This window comes from Cohnella phaseoli (assembly GCF_003386235.1).
GTDB classification, from domain to species: domain Bacteria; phylum Bacillota; class Bacilli; order Paenibacillales; family Paenibacillaceae; genus Cohnella; species Cohnella phaseoli.
In genome coordinates this window covers 213,033-232,159 of sequence record NZ_QRDZ01000005.1, presented here as the reverse complement: position 1 = coordinate 232,159, position 19,127 = coordinate 213,033, and the positions used below count along the sequence as shown (strand labels likewise).

Sequence of the window (19,127 nt, the reverse complement as noted above, 5' to 3'; positions counted from 1 at the left end):
GTAGGATCACCTTTACTCATATAGGAGCACTTCATCCAGTTTCAGGATACCGACAAGCCCGGAGGCGGTCAGACCGATTCCCGTAAAATAATTTCCGTTCAGCCCTCCGACCCTGTCCGGCGGAACCTGGATGTCGGCGAACGTCGTGACTTTGCTCACCTTGTCGACAATAATGCCAACCGATTCCTCAAGATGCGTAACGACGATGATGCGAGTCGATTTGGTTGCAGTGTCGGGGTTCAGACCGAATAAACTGCGCAGGCTGAGTACGGGTATAATCCTCCCTCTCAAATTAATGACCCCCTGCACATAGCTTCGGCAATTCGGAATATCCGTGATCTCCTGCATTTTGATAATTTCGTGGATGTCCGATATTCGGATCGCGTAACTTTCATCGCCGATTCCAAATTCGATGTGCTGCTCCGTAGAAGCCGAATTCATTCCTTCTTTTCCCCCTCGCATGACCTTGTTGCCGGCTTCTTCTTTCTCACCCTCGCCAGAATAGACCTTCCCCTTCATTAATTAAATTCACGAATACGTTCACCAGATTTCCGTCGAATTGGGTGCCTGCATGCCGAAGCAACTCCTCTTTGGCTTCCTGAATTCCTTTACTGCTCTGATAGGGCCTTCCTGCAATCATGCAATCAAACGCGTCGATGATCGAGCAAATGCGCGCTAGAAACGGGATATCGTCTTCCGCAAGACCGAAAGGATAACCTTGGCCGTCCCAGCGTTCGTGATGGTATTTTACGATCTCCTGCGTTTTCTCGCAGATGCCCTTGTCCGCCTCCAGAATATGAGCCCCTAGAACGGGGTGCAGCTTCATGATGCGCCATTTCGATTCCGTTAACGGCCCCGAATGATTCAGCACGTTGACTGGGAGAAACAGTTTTCCGATGTCATGGAGGAAACATCCGCGCATCAAATTCATGCTCATTTCGGAGCTCAAGCTCAATCGTACCGCCACCCGTTCGGACAAAAGCGCGACACGAACGCAGTGGTCGTAGGTCTCCGGGCTTTTTGACCGTAAGTCTTTCATCCATTTGGCAGTCGGAATTCCCGGCATGGCCGAATTCCGCACTTGCCAATTGAGGCCCGCGCTTATGTATTCCATGCCCCACCTCTTCCGCGTCGATTCCCGGATAAACACAACAGGGTTAACAGCTTCTCGTACTTGCGGCCTCCTCTCAAACGATAATCTCGATTATCATGAGATACATATCGTACAATAATAGTTATACGACATCAGGCAGGGGGCACAGAGAACATGTCAACGGTTCCATACTTAAAAGAAAACAGCCTAGTATATCATCACGAGGCCCAGGACATGAAGGATAACGACAGCCGGATCATTCGCATGTTTCTGTCTTCATGCAACCTATCGACGAATACCGTCCGCAATTACTTGCGAGCAATCGATCGATTTCGCGCCTTCGTGGCCTATAAACCTTTGTCCAAAGTATCTTGGAGAGAAATCGAAGCTTTTAAGGCATGTTTGATTGCCGGGGGCTACAGTTATTCCGAGCTGCCGCTTGCTCCGGCCAGCGTGGCCGCCTATATTGCTCCTCTTAAATCGCTCTACAAATGGGGAAGCGACGCCAATATCGCCCTGTTCCCGCACAACCCGACAACCAGCGTTCGTTTGCCTGCCGTACCTGTAACGAGCAAGCGCAGATATTTGACCAAATCGGAGGTTGGCAAGCTGCTGCTTTGCCTCAAGAAGCAAGGAATTCGCAACTATTTGATTGGATTATCGCTGGTCATGCTAGGTACCCGGGTCTCGGAGCTGGTGTCCATAACGACAGCGGATTTCTACCCGGATCCCGAGGATAGGGGGATATGGCTGTCCGTCAAACACAGCAAAGGGGGAAAAGATCGGGAGATCAAAGTGCCCTCGGAGTTATGGGAGCTATTCAAAAGCTACATCGGAAGCTATGTTCAGAGTGCCGGAGCTTCTCAAGAGCGCCGATTGTTTCCCTTATCGACCAGACAGGTCGAACGGATCATCAGCGATGCCGGAAAACGAAGCGCAATTCGCAAAAGACCGTCTCCGCACTGGCTAAGACATACTAACGCAACCCTTGCTTTGTTAAACGGCGCCTCGCTGCAGCAAGTCCAGGAAACACTTGGTCATTCCCATATCAACACGACCCAGAGATACATGCATACGGTGGAGCAAATCAAAAAGGCCGCCCCGGACTTCGTCCAGGACTGCCTTCATGAATATATTTGGAAATGAGCGTTTGCAGTCAGTCTTTTCCAAGAAAATAGGTCTTTAGACCTGATAAATTCCTGTTTTCTAAAAAAGAATGCAGGACTTTGGCGGAAAATGTCGTATAACTATTATTGTACGATATACTGTGCCTGATCAAACGTCATTATACATATACCGTACGAAATAGCGCCTATTAGGTTTAGTGTATCATAACCAATTCGCGCGTCACGGGACAAATTTATCCATTAAACGGATAACAATGCTGCGATTCTCCGCAAATCGGAATTCACATCCGTTTTTGTTCGACGATACCCTAAACACTATCCGCGAATCGCGCTGCTCCTCCCTTCACTACACCTTTGTCGAAGTCTCGGCAGTCCCCTATAGACAGCGCTTCCATTGTCACTCCACCTGATCTTACGTAAGTAATGCGACGGACCCCCGATATGGCAAACAGTCCGGACGCGTAGGGCGCCCGGACTGCTTCTCGCCATCCGTTCAAGCCGCCTTCAGGCGCTTACGGATAGGCTTATTCGTATAGATAACACTGCAGCTGCTTAGATCAATGCCCGCCGCATTCCTAGAACGCCCAGTTGCCCTTACGGAATACCGGAACGACCGTGCCGTCGGCGCATACGCCGTCAATGTCCATCTCGGCCGAGCCGATCATGAAGTCGACGTGCACGATGCTCGAATTGACTCCCGCCTCGGCAAGCTGCTCCTGCGTCATTTTCTTGCCGCCTTCCACGTTAAAGGCGTAGCCGCTGCCGATCGCCAAATGATTCGACGCATTCTCGTCGAACAGCGTGTTCAGGAACAGCACGTTCGATTGCGAGATCGGGGATTCGTGCGGCACAAGCGCTACCTCGCCCAGGTAATGCGCGCCCTCGTCGCTCTCGACCAGTTGACGCAAATTTTCTTCTCCCTGCTCCGCCTCTACTTTTACAATGCGTCCTTGCTCGAACGTCAGCTTAAAGCCGTCGATCAGATTGCCGCCGTGGCTGAGCGGCTTCGTGCTGGACACATAACCGTCCACTGCAGTCTTCAATGGGACGGTGAACACTTCCTCCGTCGGCATGTTCGCCATGAACGGCACGCCGTTCTCGTTCACGCTGCTTGCCGCCACCCACAGATGCTTCTCCGACAGGCCGATCGTCAGATCCGTGCCCGGAGCGCGATAGTGCAGCTTCGCGAACCGTTTCTCGTTCAGCCAGTCGCTCTTCTTATGTAAATTCGCGTCATGCTCTTTCCATGCTTTCACCGGGTCGCCCGCATCCAGGCGCACCGAACTGAAAATTGCATCCCACAGCTTGTCGACCGCTTCCTGCTCCGTAGCGCTGTCGGGGAATACTTTGATCGCCCAATCCTTCGTGGAGGCGGCTACTACCGTCCAACTCACCTTGTCCGACTGAATCGCTCTTCTGAACTCGCTAAGTCCTTGGCCCGCGGCTTTCTGGTAATTGCCAATGCGCGAAGCGTCGATGCCCTTGAGCAAGTCCGGATTCGGAGCGGAGAAGGAGATGAAAGCCGCGCCGCGCGCGACAAAATCGTTCCGCTTGGCCGTCTCCCATTCCGGGAACCGGGAGAATACGTCGTCCGACGCTTTCTCGTATTTGAGGCGTGTCAAATATTCGTCCGACCAGTCCACATGCACGTTGCCTGCGCCAGCCTCATAGGCTTGGGCCGCTACCCGGCGTACCAGATCGGCGATCTCGATCGAGCCGATGATGAACACCTCTTGTCCCTGCTGCACGTTAACGCCGAAGCGTACGATCAGTTCCGCATACCTGTCCAATTTTTGCGTCAAATTCGTCATAGGTCACAACACTCCGTTTTCATCTGGAATTGAATTCGCAAAAACGACAAGCAACCGCTCTGACCGAGCGGCACCTGTCCGAATTTCCGTTTTAAAAGTCGATTAGGCCGACGCTGATCTGCAAGGCGTCATCCACCTTGTGCATCGTTTCGTCGTCCAAATGAGTAATTTTATCCGTCAGCCGCTGCTTGTCGATTGTGCGAATCTGTTCAAGCAGAATGACGGAATCCCTCTCCATGCCATGGGTCTTCGCTTCGATTTCAACGTGGGTCGGCAGCTTCGCCTTCTGGATTTGCGCCGTGATAGCCGCGATAATCACCGTCGGGCTGAACCGGTTCCCGATATCGTTCTGAATGATCAAAACCGGACGCACTCCGCCCTGCTCCGAGCCGACGACCGGCGACAAATCCGCATAAAACACATCCCCGCGTTTTACGATCAAAGTTTACACCCCGCTTACGAGGCGACCCAGTATGTTGTCCGCATCTTCTTCCGCGTGGAACGCTTCCGATGCCATGTGCAAATTGATTTTAGCCATTTCCAAATACCCGCGCTGCATCGCATCGCGAATGAGCCGCTTCTTGCGATCGACGAGATAATGCTTCATCGCCTGACGAACGATTTCGCTGCGGTTAGTGTTCTCCTTGGCGACGACAAAATCGACTTCGCGCAGCAAATGATCGGGGAGACTGATCATAATGCGTTTCGTATTGTGTAAATTGGCCACCGAACGGACACCCCCAAAGATTTTCCAACAAGCGCCTTTTTTCCAGTATGGATGAGTCTGGTAACAATTATTCTAGATATTCTAGATTGTAAGGCGACATTCCTGCCAAAGTCGGACAAAATCCACATCCAATATTAACCAAGCGCAATTAACGGATTAACGACCGATACGATCTCTCCGCCGCTGACATACACTCGAGGGACTCTCGCCGCCAGCATGCAGATTAATTCGTAAGGGATCGTTCCCAGCTTCTGCGCCACTTCCTCGGCCGAGATCGCTTCCTCGCCCTGACGGCCGATAAGCACCACTTCTTCTCCCGGTTCGATGGCCGCTTCCCCTTCGACGAAAGCGTCATTCAGACGGATCATGCATTGATCCATGCAGATCGTTCCGAGCACCGGAACTCTGCGTCCCCGCACAAGCGCCTCCGCCTTGCCGCTCAGCATCCGGCTGAAGCCGTCGGCGTAACCGATCGGAAGCGTACCAATCGTCTCGCTGCCTTGGGTAAAATAACGGGTACCGTAGCTGATTCCTTCTCCCGCTTCCAGCTGTTTGACGTGTACAACGGAGGTTTTCAGCGACATTACCGGTTTCAGCGCGACCGAATCGGCGTTGACCTCGTCGCTCGGATACAAACCGTACATGCCGATTCCCAGACGCAGCATGCCGCCCGTTCGTTCCGGCAGATCGACTCCCGCCGCGCTGTTGCCCGTATGGACGATGGAGATCGGCATGCCCGCCCTGCGCGCATAATCGGATACTGCGGTGAACCGCTCGATCTGCATCTCCGTATACGCTTTGTCCGTCTCGTCGGCACGGGCAAAGTGGGTGTAAAGCCCTTCCACTTCCACCTGAGGCAGAGCGCAAGCGCGCTCCAGAAACTGCTCCGCCTGCCGTCCCGGAAGCAGACCAAGACGACCCATGCCCGAGTCGACTTTTACATGGATTTTCAGTTTGCGTCCGGAGACCGGAAGCTCCGCCGCCGCTTCCAGCATCTCGTCCCGATATAACGTTAACGTAATTCCCAATTCTCTCGCCTTCGCGTAACCTGCCGGAGGCGTATAACCCAGCACCAGTATCGGCGCCTCAATCCCTGCGGCTCTAAGCTGCAAAGCTTCGTCCAGAAACGCGACTCCCAAGTAATCGACGCCCGCCGCTACCGCTCTGCTCGCGATTTCCGGCGCTCCATGCCCATATGCGTTCGCTTTGACCGATGCGAGCAGCTTCGTCCCGGGGGACAAGCGTTCGCGGAACGCCCCGATGTTATGGGCGAGAGCGTCAAGGGAAATCTCAGCCACGGTCGGCCGGTAATAACAGTTCACTGACCGTTCACTCCCTGCTCGCGCAAAAACTGCAATAAATCAATGTTACCGGGCGAGCGTAGGACTGTCAACGATATTTGGGCTGGCAACCTTTGACATTAAGCCGCGGAACGGAAGCCGCCTTCCGAAGCAAACCGGGCTGCCCGCCTCCGTCTCTCGACGGCCGGCGGAGCAGCCCGTTCACGCGTTTGTTATTATTTGCCCGACGAATCGACCATCGATTGAGCGATTCGCACCATATCGGGGTTTTCCAGATCCTCGCTGGTCAAGCGGAATTTGATGCCGTCGTATGTCCAGGTCAGCGTCCTCACGGCGCCTTCCGTCATATGGCCGAGCGTAAACCCGAGGTCAAGCATGTCTCCTTCGTTCATCGCCACTTCTTCAACTCTGGCCGGGGTCTCCGTAATCGTGAAGTCGTAGCTTCCCGTATACCGCAGCATATATGCCGGATTGTCGACCAACTGCAGATCGGTCTGATCGAGCAGTTCCACGCCTGCCGGCAGCGCCTCGATGTCCGGTTCGATCAGCGAGAACGAAGTGTTCTGCGCAGGAGTCGGCTCCTCTTCCGCAGGAGGCTGGCCGTCCGGCGATGCCGTCGCGTCAGGAGCTTCTGTGGAATCCGGAGAAGCGGTCGCATCGGGAGCGGCGCTTGCGTCCGGGGAAGCCGAAGCTCCCGGGCTTGGGGCGCCTTCCGACGGTTTGGAGTTCGAGCCTGGGGTCACTCCCATGTTCGAATCCATATCGAAGGCGGATTTATCGAACTTCTTGCCAAATTCGAATGTGTTGAAAATAACCTCGACCATCTTGTTGCCGTTGGCGTCCGAGACTTCCACATGCTTCGGCGAGTAATCGTCCTGCGCCAGCCAAATTTTCTGCCGGGCGAACGAGCCGTTCTGATAATTGCCCGCCATCACGTCGAATACGTAAGTGTCTTTGTCGGTGGCGAACTGGCGGGAGTTATCCTTGATGATGCTGTCCGCCAGCGTCTGGTACAAGTAAACCTGCCCTTGGTTGTCCGGCCAGTCGCTTTGGAAGCGATAGCTTTTGTTCAACTGCGGAGTAAGCACGAACACCCCATCCTCGTTGCGAAGCACGATCTGCGTAATATCGCGCTTGGCGTTCGTCAAGGCGATCCGGTACATGTCCGGCTTCTGATACCATACTTCCACTTTGTACTCCAGCGGCTGCTGTCCCGTATGCAAGATCATCGTACCGCTGCCTTCGTAGCTCTCCATTTTGTCCACAACTTTGTCCAAGTCCTTCACGATCGACTCCGCGTTCTTGCTGCCGCAACCGGCCAAAAATACGACCATTGCGACGGCAACGGCTGCGATCCATGAAATCCGACGATGCATGCGATCCACCCCTCAGCACATTAATCAATCCATGCTTCATGTTTATGGGGGGACTTGACCATTTATTCGGACAATCTTGACGAGCCTGGAAAAAAATCATGTGTAAATGGGAATCTCCGCATCGCGAGCGTCAAATAGCCAATCTATTCCAAAAATCCAATCTCCCGCAACAATCTCTCCACCATAACCGCCGCCTGCGCTCGCGTCGCCGTTGCGGCGGGCGCAAGCCGGTCTCCGTCCACGCCTTGAATGATGCCGGCGGCAACAGCTTCTGCTACCGCATCCCTGGCCCATGACGAGATCTGCGCAGCGTCGTCAAATTTGCTGAGCGCGTTCGTCGGCTGTTTCGTTTTCGCTGCCCCGTCAATCACGAGCATACGAGCATTCGCCAGCATTACGGCAATCTGCTCCCGCGTAATCCGGTTATCCGGCGCAAAGCGCGTCCCGCTCACCCCGGCTATGAGTTCAGACCTGGCCCCCGCTTCTATTACAGCTGCATACCAGGCGCTTGCCGGAACATCCTCGAACACATTCCCGGCAGCCGCCGCTTCCGTGCGAATGCCCAGCGCCCGCACCAGCAACGCCGTGAACTCCGCGCGGGTAATGGGGCGATCCGGAGCGTAGATCGTCTTCGACACACCGCTGACGATCCGCTTGGAGGCCATACGCTCAACTTCTGACTTCGCCCAGTGTGCAGTCATATCGGCAAACTTGACCGGCTCCGTTTCCATGACGGCATATATACTATTGTGCGGCACCCGCATTACCGATTCCGCACGCCCGTCGCGTAGATTAGCGGTGATCGCCGGTACGAATGTAAAGGTTTGGGCAGTCGGATCGTACAGAACCGCCGTATTATTCCGTTTCGTCGCGCCTGCGTCCAGCACAATGGATTTCATCATATACGTGCCGCCGAAGTCGCTTACCTCCAATGTCTGTCCGCCTCCCGACACGATCAGTTGGAACTCGATTGCTTCGCTAAGCAGTTTCATTCCCTGCTTATTTGAGGCTTGTACCAGTGCGTTCAGCTCAGCCCCCTCCAAGGTTTTGATGTTGATACTCACCAGCAAATCATTCACATCCACGCCCAATTGTGCGGCCAACTGCTTCAGATCGAGAACGTTCACCTCCAGTTGGAAGCTTGAACCGTTTAAGCGGGTTTCGAACGCGATATCCGGATGTTGGGACGTCCAATCTCCCAATGGGCCTGCGGGCAGTTGCAAGCGTACTTCAGGATTTCTGTCATCGATCTCGACGCGCACGAACGGTCGATCCGCTTGATCCAGCAGTTTCGGCAGTTGATCGATGATCTCTTTGGGCAAATCCACCACATCGACGACGCGGCCATCCGGCTGCTTCACTTCTTTGATATCCTTCGGGGTCACCTTAATAACGATAATTCCTTTGTCTATGAGAACAGTAGTTTTGGGTTCAGGGTCTTTCACAGGCTGAGCTTGCCCTGCTGGATTCGACCCCGATGGCGACGGCGTATTTGGAATACCGATGTTCGCGATCGCAATCGTCTTCACCGCTTCATTCCCGGCTTCATCCCGTGCATAGACCGTATACATACCATTTGCGCTCACCATGAAATTACCAGTAAAGTCCGTTCCGCCTGCTGCGAAAAAATCCGCCGTTCTCTCGCCGTCCGCCCACTTTTGACTGTCAATCCCGCTGCCTGTGCTATAGACAACAGCAGTCACCGTTACATTGCTGTTCGTTAGGGCAGTCGGATTCGCTATTAAATCAATCACGGGGCCCTCGCGGTGAATGTTCGCGATCGTAATCGTCTTCACCGCTTCGTTACTGGCTTCGTCCCGTGCGTAAACCGTATAAGCACCGTTTTCGCTCACTGTGAAATCGCCGGTAAAGTCCGTTCCGCCTGCTGCAAAAAAATCCGCCGTTCTCTCGCCGTCCGCCCACTTTTGGCTAGCGATTCCGCTGCCTGTGCTATACACAGCAGCAGTCACCGTTACATTGCTGTTCGTCGGGCCGGTCGGATTGGCTATTAACTGAATCGTGGGGCCGTCGCGGTGAATGTTCCCGATCGTAATCGTCTTCACCGCTTCATTCCCGGCTTCATCCCGTGCATAAACCGTATACGTACCGTTTGCGATCACTGTGAAATCGTCAGCAAAGTCCGTTCCGCCTGCTGTGAAAAAATTCGCCGTTCTCTCGCCGTCCGCCCACTTTTGGCTAGCGATTCCGCAGCCTGTGCCGTCCACATCTGCGGTCACCGTTACATCGCCGTTAGTTGCGCTGACCGGGTTCGGCGTCAACTCGATTGCGGGATCGGTGCGATCCACCGTCAGGGCGATTTGATATTGCTCAGCCCATGCTTCCGATGCTATCACATCAACAACAATCGTCTCCAGCCCCTCATCAAGAGGGATCAATGTTGAGCTTGTTCCATAAGGAATGACCGTCTGATTGATCTGAACTTCCGCGAGCGGGACAACCGGGGTTGGCGTCACCACGACAGAGGATGCATTCGTCACCAGGCTGAAGCTTCGTTCGTTCGGATCGAAGTGCAGTCCCGGTATATCCAATTCCAAATTTTCCAACTCCGCACTAATCTCCTGAAAAGAATGACCGTTATTCAAAGCGTATGTCCTTGCAGTAGAAGGATCTTCGCCGTATATCGTCACTTCGAAGGTATTTTCATAAATAATATCCCCTCCAAAAACGATATCAAAAAGGTTGTCTCCCAATATTGCATTTGGATTAAGAATCATCAGATCACGAATTTCGTTAGCGCCAAAGGCCGAAATTCCCACCGACGTTACGCTGGCAGGGAGCGTCACTTCCGTCAATTGATTGTACACGAACGCATACGGGTCGATTGTCTCTACTCCGTCTTTAATCGTCAGCTTGGTCAGTTGGTTCTTATTAAATGCCGATGGACCAATCGATTTTACACTGCCGGGAATCGTCAAATCCGTCAATTGGTTTTCCATGAATGCAGCGGCCCCAATTGTCTCCAGACCTTCCTCAATCGTTAACTCGCTGATTTGATTCTGGCCGAAAGCCATCTGGTCGATCTCCCTTACCGAGCTCGGAATGACCAGTTCCGTCAGTTGATTGGCTTCGAATGCACTTTCACCGATTTTCGTTACTGTACTCGAAAGCTCAAGATGTTGGATTTGATTGTCTGCAAATGCCCCGCCTTCAATCTCCGTTATCGAGTTCGGGATCATCACCTCAGTGAGTTGATTGTTTCTGAACATTCCGCCACTGATTGTCGTTAAACCATTAGAGAGCGTCACCTCGGTCAGATTATTGTCACTGAACGCTCCTGTGCTGATTTCCGTTACATGATTGGGGATGGCCAGCGTGGATAGCTGATTTCCCCGGAATGCGTCTTCCCTGATCGTCGTTACCGAGCTTGGAATGTTCACCGTCGTTAGCAGATTGTTGGCAAATGTATTTGAATTGATCGTTGTTAAACTGTTTGATATGCCCAGAGTCGTCAACTGATTGTCCCTAAAAGCAGCCCACTCGATCTCCGTTACCGAGTTGGGAATGATCAAGGATGCGAGCTGATTGTCTCCGAACGCCCACTCACGGATTGTTGTTAAGCTGTTTGGAAGTTGCACAGCGGTCAATTGATTACCGTAAAATGCCTGTGGCCCAATCTCCGCTACCGTATCCGGGATCGTCACCGACGTTAGCTGGTTGTTTAAGAATACTCGCTCGCCAATTGACGTTACACCGCTTGGAATCTCCACATCGGTCAATTGATTTCCCGAGAATGTAAGTCTGCCAAGATCCATTACCGAGTCTGGGATGATGATCTCCGTGAGCTGATTATTCGCAAACGCTTCATAACCGAATCTCTCTACCGTGTTCGGAATGGTCACTGACTTGAGTTGCTTATTTCGGAACGCGCCGGTACTAATTTCAACTACGTTCAAACCGCCCAATTGGGCAGGGATAACCACATCCTCATCGTTTCCGTTATAACTTGAGAGCCGGACGGCGCTTCCATCTTCAACCGGAAAGTATTCATACTCTCCTTCTATAGCAGCCTGCGCACTCGGTACAGCATACAGCAGATGACTCCCCAGCATCATTGACACCGCCAGCAGATATACGCCCAACTTATGAATGATTCCTCGCTTCATTGCTCTGATCACCTTTTCTGTGTTTTTATGACGGACAACGTCTACGCCTGTCGTTTAGTGTATCAGGGGCCTGTGAAAGAATTATGAAAGAGTAGTCAATGTCCTCTACCGTCTATCTCGAAAAAGCGGGGTTTTGCCGATATAAAAGGTATAACGAGAGGGGAGGGGTTTGCATGCTGGGACCATCCATCTTTGTATTTACGGGAACAAGCGGAGCCGGCCGCAAAACGATAGCCCGCAAAGTGGGAGAGGCGCTCAACTGGATGGCGGTTCGTTCCTGCACGACGCGCGAACCGAGAAATCCTGCCGCCCCGGACAAAGACTATCGTTACATGAGCCGCGAGCAATTCGACGAGTGGGACAGCGAAGGAAAGTTTGCGCAAACCGCAAGCATCAACGGCAATCGCTACGGAGTGCCGAGGCATGAGCTTGAAGCCGCCCTCTCGGCAGGCAATTCCGTATATCTCGTGCTCAATCGGGAAGGGGCGGAAGCGATCCGCAAGCAATATGGGGATTGCACAATTAGAATTTTCATCTATGTGGATAAAATAACGGTGCGAGAGCGGCTGGAAAGCAAGGGAACGCCTTACGAGACGGTACAACGCTACTTGGACAGTTACACCGAAGAAGTGACCTATCGCAGCAAGTGCGAATATACGTTTGAAAATGTGAATGCGGATCGGACGGCGGAGCTTATCCGCACGGCCGTTGCCCGCTAGAAGGAGAAAAAAGTGACGGTCTATATTGCACTGATTCGAGGCATTAACGTAGGCGGCAAAAATAAAGTCCCGATGGCAGAGCTAAGAGAGGCTTACGAGCAAATCGGGCTTACGCAGGTGAAGACATACATTCAAAGCGGCAACGTTGTGCTTGCATCGGAGTTAAGCGCGGAGGAGCTGCGGCCGCAGCTGGAGAAGGCCATTCTGGATCGCTTCGGCATTGCGGCGGCCGTTGCCGTCCGCACGGCCGCGGAATTGGATAGCGTGATGGCCCGCTGTCCTTATGACGCGCAGGCGCTTCAGGAAAAGCAGACGATCCAGGTCGCCTTCCTGACCGAGCCGCTGTCCGCCAAAGCGCTGAGCGTTCTGGAAGCCAATAAGGTCGATCCCGACGAGTACACCCTTACCGATTCGGAAATTTATTTCCTGTTCCGGCAGAGCATGCTGGATTCCAAGCTGGCGAACAGCCTGCAGAAGATCGGCAAAACGATGACGATGAGAAACTGGAACACGGTCGTCAAGCTGGCCGATCTGGGTCGAACGATAACGGGCTAGAGCGCAATGTTGTCAGGTTAGATGGACTATGCCGTGACGTAGGCGTTGGACATTAAGTCACTTTTGGCCTACGCTACCCTGCTTGGCGAGCGGGGAGGCACTTTTTTGGCCTACGCTACCCCGCTTGGCGAGCGGGGAGGCACTTTTTTGGCCTACGCTATCCCGCTTGGCGAGCGGGGAGGCACTTTTTTGGCCTACGCTACCCCGCTTGGCGAGCGGCCGAGGCACTTTTTTGGCCTATACTACTCAACTTGGCGAGCGCCGAGGCACTTTTTTGGCCTATGCTACTCAACTTGGCGAGCGCCGAGGCACTTTTTTGGCCTACGCTATCCCGCTTGGCGAGCGGGGAGGCACTTTTTTGGCCTACGTTACCCCGCTTCGCGAGCGGGGAGGCACTTTTTTGGCCTATGCTACCCCGCTTGGCGAGCGCCGAGGCACTTTTTTGGCCTACGCTACCCCGCTTGGCGAGCGCCGAGGCACTTTTTTGGCCTATGCTACCCCGCTTGGGGAGCGGGGAGGCACTTTTTTGGCCTATGCTATCCCATTAAAGCATAATCTTTTCGCCTAGGGGCCTGGAGCGACAGGTTTTAACCTAGCCTAACAACATTGCGCCCATCCCCCTGTCAAACAAAGGAAGCCTACCCGGATGACGACCGGGAAGGCTTCTTTTGTTTATTTTTCCCCAAGTAAAGTGCCCTGCAGCGGATCAAGCTCGTTGTCCCAGCGGATGCGGATCGACTTGCCCTCGAACAGATCCTGCTTGTCGGACACCTGGTAATGCAAATGCGGCTCGCTGGAATTGCCCGAATTGCCGCATAGACCGACCGTGTCGCCCTTGGCGACCCGATCGCCAACCTTTACCTTGACCGAGCCCATCTGAAGATGCGCAAGGAAGCTGAACTCCCCATTATCATGATCGATGACCACTACATTGCCCGCCGGATGTTCCTCGTTCATCTTTCCTACCGGAACATTGTCGGCAATGTCGTTCACGACGTGAACGACTTTTCCCTCCCGAGGGGCCAAAATCGGTTGGCCGAAGGCGTAGTAGCTCTCGTTCTTCGTTGGATCGCCGCTATAGGAGAAGCCGTCTTGGGTGCGAATAAAATCGTACGCGTATCGCTGTCCGGCATACTCGTAGTGATAATTGACGAGCACGTTCCTGCCTCCCCAGAACACATACCATTCCCCCTCGAACGGCAGACCGTAAGCAAGCTTGGTGAACTGTTTGTCCGTATCGGGATAAATGTCCAGCGGCATAATCTGAAGTCCGGTAATGGTATCTTCTGAATCGAAAGTGGCGAGCAGGCCTAAGCGTTCGTCCGGGTTGGTCCAGACGAGGTATCTGCCCTCGTTAAGCTGCATGTTCGCAGCGGATTTCCACTCGGGCGCGCTCCCCTTAATTTCCTCGTATACCGTCTGCAGTTGCTCCTCGGTAACGTTGCTTCGGAACTGTTCGCTCATCTGCGCATGAACTCGGCCATACTGCCCTTCTAACAGCGCTTGTGCAAGCTGCTCGGGCTTTAGCCTTTCGACGGCACCCGTTCCGTTCGCTCCCGAAGGCGACGGAACTGCGACGGAAGAAGGTATCGGCGTCTGCCCATTTCCGCTCCCCTTTCCTCCATTCTCCCCATTGCCTCCGCAAGCCGTCAACAGCAGCGCGCATCCCGCAATAGTTATCGCCAGCCTTTTCAACATACCGCTCCACTCCTTGTCCTTGTCCTTGTCTCTATTGGCTCTAACTCCATTATGAGCGCCTAACCTTATGTGTCGGAAAACGCCGGCTTACGGCCATCTTAAATTCGCGGGCAAGAATTAAGACAGCGTTAAGATAACGCGGCATCCTCCGTTCTTCGGAGCATGTTAGAATAAAAGTTGCGAAAGGAGACAAGCACGATGAACAACGCCTGTATTTTGCTGGTGGACGACGAGCATGCAATTTTGCAGTTGCTGGAAACCGTCCTGCGCAAGGAAGGATTCGCCAATATTGACAAAGCCCATTCGTCCGAAGAAGCGATCGCTCTCTGCGAGAAGCGCAGCTACGATCTTATCGTGCTGGACGTCGCGCTTCCCGGCATGAGCGGAATAGAAGCCTGCCCCTTCATTCGCCGTCTAACCGACGCTCCGATACTATTCCTTAGCGCAAGAACGACCGACTTCGATAAGTTGACCGGCTTCGCCGTTGGAGGAGACGATTACGTCACCAAGCCGTTTAATCCGCTGGAAATCGTCGCGAGAGCCCGGTCGCTGCTGCGCAGATCCGGCAGATCCGCCCCGTCCGCTTCGACCGTTCCGGCTCCTTCGGCAGCGCTGGAATTCGGCCGATTTCGAATCGACGAGGATGCCGCGGAATTGTTCGTCGACGATAAACCCGTCCCCTGCCCGACGCTTGTCTACCAATTGCTGCTGTTTCTGTGCAAAAATCCGAACCGGGTGTTCACGAAAAGCGAGCTCTACGAAAAAGTATGGGGCGTGGACAACTGGAGCGACGATAATACGGTAATGGTTCATATCCATCGCATTCGGGAGCGGATCGAATCCGATCCGAGCAATCCGCAGTTTTTGGTAAACGTAAGAGGACTGGGATACAAAATGATCAAAAGGGTGGCGGCCGCCGATGACCGTTAAGAGCAGACTCGCTGTCCGGCTCGTCGCTTGGTTGGCCGTCGCCGGCGTGCTGCTGTTCGCGTTGGCCGCCGTCATGCTGAATTGGACGAACAATCAGCTCTCGCGCATAGAGGCGACGAGACAGTTCGAGAGCGCAGGACTCTACGAACTGATTCGTACGCTTCAAAGCGAAGGAGGGCAGTTGAGGTTGGATCCCCAACTGCTGGAGCTCGTCCGCGAGCATGGCGGATGGCTGCAAAGCCTCGACGAGCAAGGTCGCGTGACGGAGTCCTTTTATACGCCGGACGATGTGCCGACCATGTACGGTCCGGGAGAGCTGACCGCGTACTGGCTCGGCAAGAAGCCGTTCCCCTATGCGCTGTATTTGTGGATTCAAGAGAAGGACGGCGTCAATTACACGCTGCTCTACGGCATGCGCAATGAAAGCGGAGATCTGTTCAGGCGGATTGTCGCGGAGTCATCCGTACAGGACCGGCTCCTCGTCGTTCCCGAGCCGCTCTCCAGCACGCTGGTTCGAGATTCCTCCTGGGTTCAACTGTTGGATGCTTCCGGCCGCGAGCTGGCCTCCTTCAACAAACCGGAGGGCGCATTAGGCGATTACACTCCGCAGGAGCTTGCTTTGCGCTCCATCTATCCCGATCGTTACGGAGCCGCAATCGATTCCCATTACGACTCTGAGTCCGGCCTCACTTGGGTAATCAGTCGACCTCTGGCCGGCGCGACGCCAGGAGAAGAACCGACGCTCACTCCCGAGAACCGAGTGCTCGCCATAGGCATCGGCACGCTCGTGCTAGGCGCGATCGTGCTGTTCGTCCTCGTATCTTACGCGTTCGGCCAAAGGTTCGGCGCTCCGATCGTGCACCTGCTGAAGTGGCTGCGCAGGCTGGGGGCGGGACGATACGAGGAGCCGGCCAATGCGCGTGGAGACGCCCGTAGCCGCGATCGGAGAGGGAGAAGAAGACGCAAATACCGGGTCTACGGAGACGTCCTTGAGTCGATGGAGCAGCTCGCGCGGACGCTGCAAAGCAACGAGAAACTGGCGGCCGACACCGAGCGGCTAAGAAACGAATGGATCGCGGGAGTATCCCACGACCTGAAAACTCCGCTCTCATCGATTAAAGGCTACGCTCATCTGCTGGAAAATGGGGAATACGAATGGACTGCGGAAGAAGCGCGGGAATTTGCCCGGATTATTTCGGAGAAGTCGGCTTATCTGGACGATTTGATCAACGACCTTGCGCTCACCTACCGGCTCAAGAGCGGACTAGGCGCTCCCGAAGCAGAAATTGCGGATTTGAACGAATGCACGGCATCCGCCATTGAGGACGCGGCCAAGGATCCGCGTTATCTGCCCAACAGCTTGCACTTTTCGGCTGCGGCAAACCCGGTGTATATCTCTACGTTCAGACCGTGGTTTCAGCGCATCATCGACAACTTGATCGCCAACGCTCTGCTGCACAACGAGCCGGGCACGACTGTTACGATCTCCGTCCGCCGCATCGGATCTGCATGGGCGAGCTTGACCGTATCCGACAACGGCAAGGGGATGAACGAAGAGACTGCAGCGCGTCTGTTCGAACGTTATTATAGAGGAACGGATACGGACGCCCGCCCGGAAGGAAGCGGACTGGGCATGGCCATTACGAAAGCGCTGGCGGAAGGGCTAGGCGGCGTCATTGACGTCGACACCGCCGAGGGGCGAGGCACGACGATCGTCATTCGCTGGCCGATACGGCAAGAGGCTGTCCCCTAAGCCAACCAAGTTGCTCAGGGGACAGCCTCTTAATGCTGCGGAATGACAGGCTATAGATTCTTTAAGCCGCCCAAGCTTGCGCCTTGAACGAACAAGCGATCGACTTGCCGCTCGATCGCCGGATCGGCAACGAGCGGAGGAGCTTGGTGAGGCTTGGCGCGGGCGTCGATAATGACGTTGTCGCAAGCCCAATGCTTAAATTCATAAGCGCTGTTCACGCCGTAAATATCATGGGACGGATTGCTGCGCGTGAACGTAACCCATAAGAAATTGGCCAACGTGGCGCTCAAAAACTCGCTATTGTCGGCGATAACGATCATCGGACAGGAAGATATCGGCCCTCTGTCCCGAATTGCGGCGCACAAATCAGCGATCTCCCGCTGTGCTTCGTCGTAACTGGTGAAGGCAGGCCCCTTAAGCGCCACGACTCCCGGCAAAACCAGCTTCGCGCCCTCAAAGCCGCGAAGACCTTGCAGCTCCGCCGGCACTTCCCTGCACAGCTCGCGCAGCTTGTCCCCGTAAGCGGCAAACACGACCTTACTGCCCGAGTTGAGCCCGGTTCCCGAATAATCGAGCGTATCGATTGTCGTATTCGTCTGAAAATGAATGTCCCGCCGCAGATCGATTCGCTCCAGAATATAACTCAGGAACTCCTCTTCCCGGTGCGTATCCAGCGGTTGCCCATCCTCAGCCGTAATGAACAAATACTTCGCAAGACTGAGCTGCCCCGTTCCGAGAATGCGGTTAGCCAGCGTCAGCAGCTCGGCGGGGCGTTTCTCAGCGCTGTAAGGCGTGTAGCGCTCGCTGCCGATGGCGAACAGCAGCGGATGTACTCCGGCCGCATCTACGGCATGAACCTCCTGTACGCCGGGAATATCCTGGCGAATCGCGTCTCCGGTCAATTCGTGGATCAGTTGACCGAACGAGGTGTCTTCCTGCGGCGGCCGGCCGACGATCGTGAACGGCCAGATTGCGCCCGGCTTGGCATACACCTTGTTCACCCGCATAACCGGGAACGGATGCGTCAAGCTGTAATAGCCAAGATGATCTCCGAACGGGCCCTCGGGCTTCGTCTCCCCCGGATAAATCTCACCCGTAATGACGAAATCGGCATCGTTGCTAATGCAGAAGCCGTCTGAGTAGCTGTAGCGAAACCGGTTGCCCGCCAGCATCCCGGCTACCGTCATCTCGCTCAGCCCCTCCGGCAAAGGCATGACGGCCGCAAGCGAGTGCGCCGGAGGGCCGCCGACGAAGCAGCTCACCTTCAGCGGAACGCCCCGCTTGTTCGCCTTCGTCTGATGAATGCCGATTCCCCGATGAATTTGATAATGGACGCCGATTTCTTTATTCAGCTCGTAATCGTTGCCGCTTAGCTGAACGCGATACATTCCCAGATTCGAGCTCATAATCCCCGGCTTGTCGGGGTCTTCCGAATAGACCTGCGGCAACGTAACGAAAGCGCCGCCGTCCATCGGCCAGCTCTGGATGAGCGGAAGGTCGGAGATGCGCACCTCGTTTGCAGGAGTGGCCAGGTTGCTCTGCGTTTGCTGCGGCAGCGCCTTCCAAGCCGTGAGGCCCGCTCCCATGTTCTGGAGCGGGCTCTTCAAAGCTTTCATCGGGTCGTTGCGCACCGTCATGACTTTCTGCACAGCTTCCCATGTACTTCTGAAAATAAACCGGCTGCGATCAATCGTGCCGAATAAGTTCGATGCGGCCCGAAACTTCGAGCCCTTAACGTTCTCGAATAACAATGCGGGACCGCTCGCGTCGTATACCCGTCTATGGATGGCAGCCATCTCCAAATAAGGATCGACCTCTTCGCGAACTCGCACCAGATGACCGTGACGTTCCAAATCCCCCAAGCATTCTTCCAAACTCCGATACATAGGAAACAGTCCACCGCCCTGCTTATA

Annotated in this window: 16 protein-coding genes; 6 read left to right on the top strand and 10 right to left on the bottom strand. The window is 54.4% G+C overall.

What is annotated here, in order from left to right:
• Positions 1-12: 12 nt before the first annotated feature.
• Entirely contained in the window at positions 13-441 is a 429-nt protein-coding gene (locus tag DFP98_RS08580; RefSeq protein WP_116060161.1) for a chemotaxis protein CheW, read from the bottom strand.
• Between the two features lie 46 nt (positions 442-487).
• Complete coding sequence (locus DFP98_RS08575; protein WP_246016462.1) at positions 488-1,114, bottom strand: HD-GYP domain-containing protein; 627 nt, start codon at positions 1,112-1,114, stop codon at positions 488-490.
• Between the two features lie 153 nt (positions 1,115-1,267).
• Between DFP98_RS08575 and DFP98_RS08570 the strand changes: the two genes are divergently transcribed.
• Positions 1,268-2,239, top strand: coding sequence for a tyrosine-type recombinase/integrase (locus DFP98_RS08570; RefSeq protein ID WP_116060160.1), 972 nt, complete (start codon positions 1,268-1,270; stop codon positions 2,237-2,239).
• A 556-nt stretch (positions 2,240-2,795) separates the two neighbouring features.
• On the opposite strand, the gene DFP98_RS08565 is transcribed toward DFP98_RS08570, so the two are convergent.
• The 6 genes from DFP98_RS08565 to DFP98_RS08540 all read right to left on the bottom strand — a co-directional run bounded on the left by DFP98_RS08565 (position 2,796) and on the right by DFP98_RS08540 (position 11,559).
• Entirely contained in the window at positions 2,796-4,031 is a 1,236-nt protein-coding gene (locus tag DFP98_RS08565; protein ID WP_116060159.1) for an aminopeptidase, read from the bottom strand.
• Positions 4,032-4,122: 91 nt separating this feature from the next.
• Complete coding sequence (locus DFP98_RS08560) at positions 4,123-4,473, bottom strand: type II toxin-antitoxin system PemK/MazF family toxin (RefSeq protein ID WP_116060158.1); 351 nt, start codon at positions 4,471-4,473, stop codon at positions 4,123-4,125.
• A 3-nt stretch (positions 4,474-4,476) separates the two neighbouring features.
• Positions 4,477-4,758, bottom strand: coding sequence for a CopG family ribbon-helix-helix protein (locus DFP98_RS08555; RefSeq protein ID WP_116060157.1), 282 nt, complete (start codon positions 4,756-4,758; stop codon positions 4,477-4,479).
• A 134-nt stretch (positions 4,759-4,892) separates the two neighbouring features.
• A complete protein-coding gene (gene alr, locus DFP98_RS08550) occupies positions 4,893-6,080 on the bottom strand; it encodes an alanine racemase (RefSeq protein WP_116060156.1) in 1,188 nt (395 codons plus the stop codon).
• Positions 6,081-6,274: 194 nt separating this feature from the next.
• Complete coding sequence (locus DFP98_RS08545; protein ID WP_116060155.1) at positions 6,275-7,435, bottom strand: LolA family protein; 1,161 nt, start codon at positions 7,433-7,435, stop codon at positions 6,275-6,277.
• Positions 7,436-7,578: 143 nt separating this feature from the next.
• The gene (locus tag DFP98_RS08540) at positions 7,579-11,559 is read right to left on the bottom strand and encodes a leucine-rich repeat protein (protein WP_116060154.1); all 3,981 of its coding nucleotides are present in this window, start codon (positions 11,557-11,559) and stop codon (positions 7,579-7,581) included.
• A 173-nt stretch (positions 11,560-11,732) separates the two neighbouring features.
• On the opposite strand from DFP98_RS08540, the gene DFP98_RS08535 reads away from it, so the two are divergent.
• The 3 genes from DFP98_RS08535 to DFP98_RS38990 all read left to right on the top strand — a co-directional run bounded on the left by DFP98_RS08535 (position 11,733) and on the right by DFP98_RS38990 (position 13,401).
• Positions 11,733-12,278, top strand: coding sequence for a guanylate kinase (locus DFP98_RS08535; RefSeq protein ID WP_181917572.1), 546 nt, complete (start codon positions 11,733-11,735; stop codon positions 12,276-12,278).
• A 12-nt stretch (positions 12,279-12,290) separates the two neighbouring features.
• Complete coding sequence (locus DFP98_RS08530; protein WP_116060152.1) at positions 12,291-12,833, top strand: DUF1697 domain-containing protein; 543 nt, start codon at positions 12,291-12,293, stop codon at positions 12,831-12,833.
• Between the two features lie 358 nt (positions 12,834-13,191).
• Positions 13,192-13,401, top strand: coding sequence for a hypothetical protein (locus DFP98_RS38990; protein WP_181917571.1), 210 nt, complete (start codon positions 13,192-13,194; stop codon positions 13,399-13,401).
• Between the two features lie 104 nt (positions 13,402-13,505).
• On the opposite strand, the gene DFP98_RS08520 is transcribed toward DFP98_RS38990, so the two are convergent.
• Entirely contained in the window at positions 13,506-14,531 is a 1,026-nt protein-coding gene (locus DFP98_RS08520; protein WP_246016461.1) for a peptidoglycan DD-metalloendopeptidase family protein, read from the bottom strand.
• A gap of 198 nt (positions 14,532-14,729) precedes the next feature.
• Here DFP98_RS08520 and DFP98_RS08515 point away from each other — a divergent pair, with 198 nt between their 5' ends.
• Positions 14,730-15,461, top strand: coding sequence for a response regulator transcription factor (locus tag DFP98_RS08515; protein ID WP_116060150.1), 732 nt, complete (start codon positions 14,730-14,732; stop codon positions 15,459-15,461).
• Positions 15,451-17,214 (top strand): sensor histidine kinase, encoded by a 1,764-nt coding sequence (locus DFP98_RS08510; protein WP_116060149.1) that lies wholly within the window; start codon positions 15,451-15,453, stop codon positions 17,212-17,214. The genes DFP98_RS08515 and DFP98_RS08510 overlap by 11 nt, the downstream gene beginning before the upstream one ends.
• A 50-nt stretch (positions 17,215-17,264) precedes the next feature.
• On the opposite strand, the gene DFP98_RS08505 is transcribed toward DFP98_RS08510, so the two are convergent.
• Positions 17,265-19,100: a UbiD family decarboxylase gene (locus tag DFP98_RS08505; RefSeq protein WP_116060148.1), complete on the bottom strand. Its 1,836-nt coding sequence runs from the start codon at positions 19,098-19,100 to the stop codon at positions 17,265-17,267.
• Between the last annotated feature and the right edge of the window lie 27 nt (positions 19,101-19,127).

Coding starts and splice junctions, on each gene's coding strand:
- DFP98_RS08540 (WP_116060154.1), bottom strand. CDS start 11,559: ATGAAGCGAGGAATCATTCATAAGTTGGGCGTATATCTGCTGGCGGTG.
- DFP98_RS08565 (WP_116060159.1), bottom strand. CDS start 4,031: ATGACGAATTTGACGCAAAAATTGGACAGGTATGCGGAACTGATCGTA.
- DFP98_RS08535 (WP_181917572.1), top strand. CDS start 11,733: ATGCTGGGACCATCCATCTTTGTATTTACGGGAACAAGCGGAGCCGGC.
- DFP98_RS08505 (WP_116060148.1), bottom strand. CDS start 19,100: ATGTATCGGAGTTTGGAAGAATGCTTGGGGGATTTGGAACGTCACGGT.
- DFP98_RS08545 (WP_116060155.1), bottom strand. CDS start 7,435: ATGCATCGTCGGATTTCATGGATCGCAGCCGTTGCCGTCGCAATGGTC.
- DFP98_RS08510 (WP_116060149.1), top strand. CDS start 15,451: ATGACCGTTAAGAGCAGACTCGCTGTCCGGCTCGTCGCTTGGTTGGCC.
- DFP98_RS08570 (WP_116060160.1), top strand. CDS start 1,268: ATGTCAACGGTTCCATACTTAAAAGAAAACAGCCTAGTATATCATCAC.
- DFP98_RS08575 (WP_246016462.1), bottom strand. CDS start 1,114: ATGGAATACATAAGCGCGGGCCTCAATTGGCAAGTGCGGAATTCGGCC.
- DFP98_RS08580 (WP_116060161.1), bottom strand. CDS start 441: ATGAATTCGGCTTCTACGGAGCAGCACATCGAATTTGGAATCGGCGAT.
- DFP98_RS08520 (WP_246016461.1), bottom strand. CDS start 14,531: ATGTTGAAAAGGCTGGCGATAACTATTGCGGGATGCGCGCTGCTGTTG.
- DFP98_RS08515 (WP_116060150.1), top strand. CDS start 14,730: ATGAACAACGCCTGTATTTTGCTGGTGGACGACGAGCATGCAATTTTG.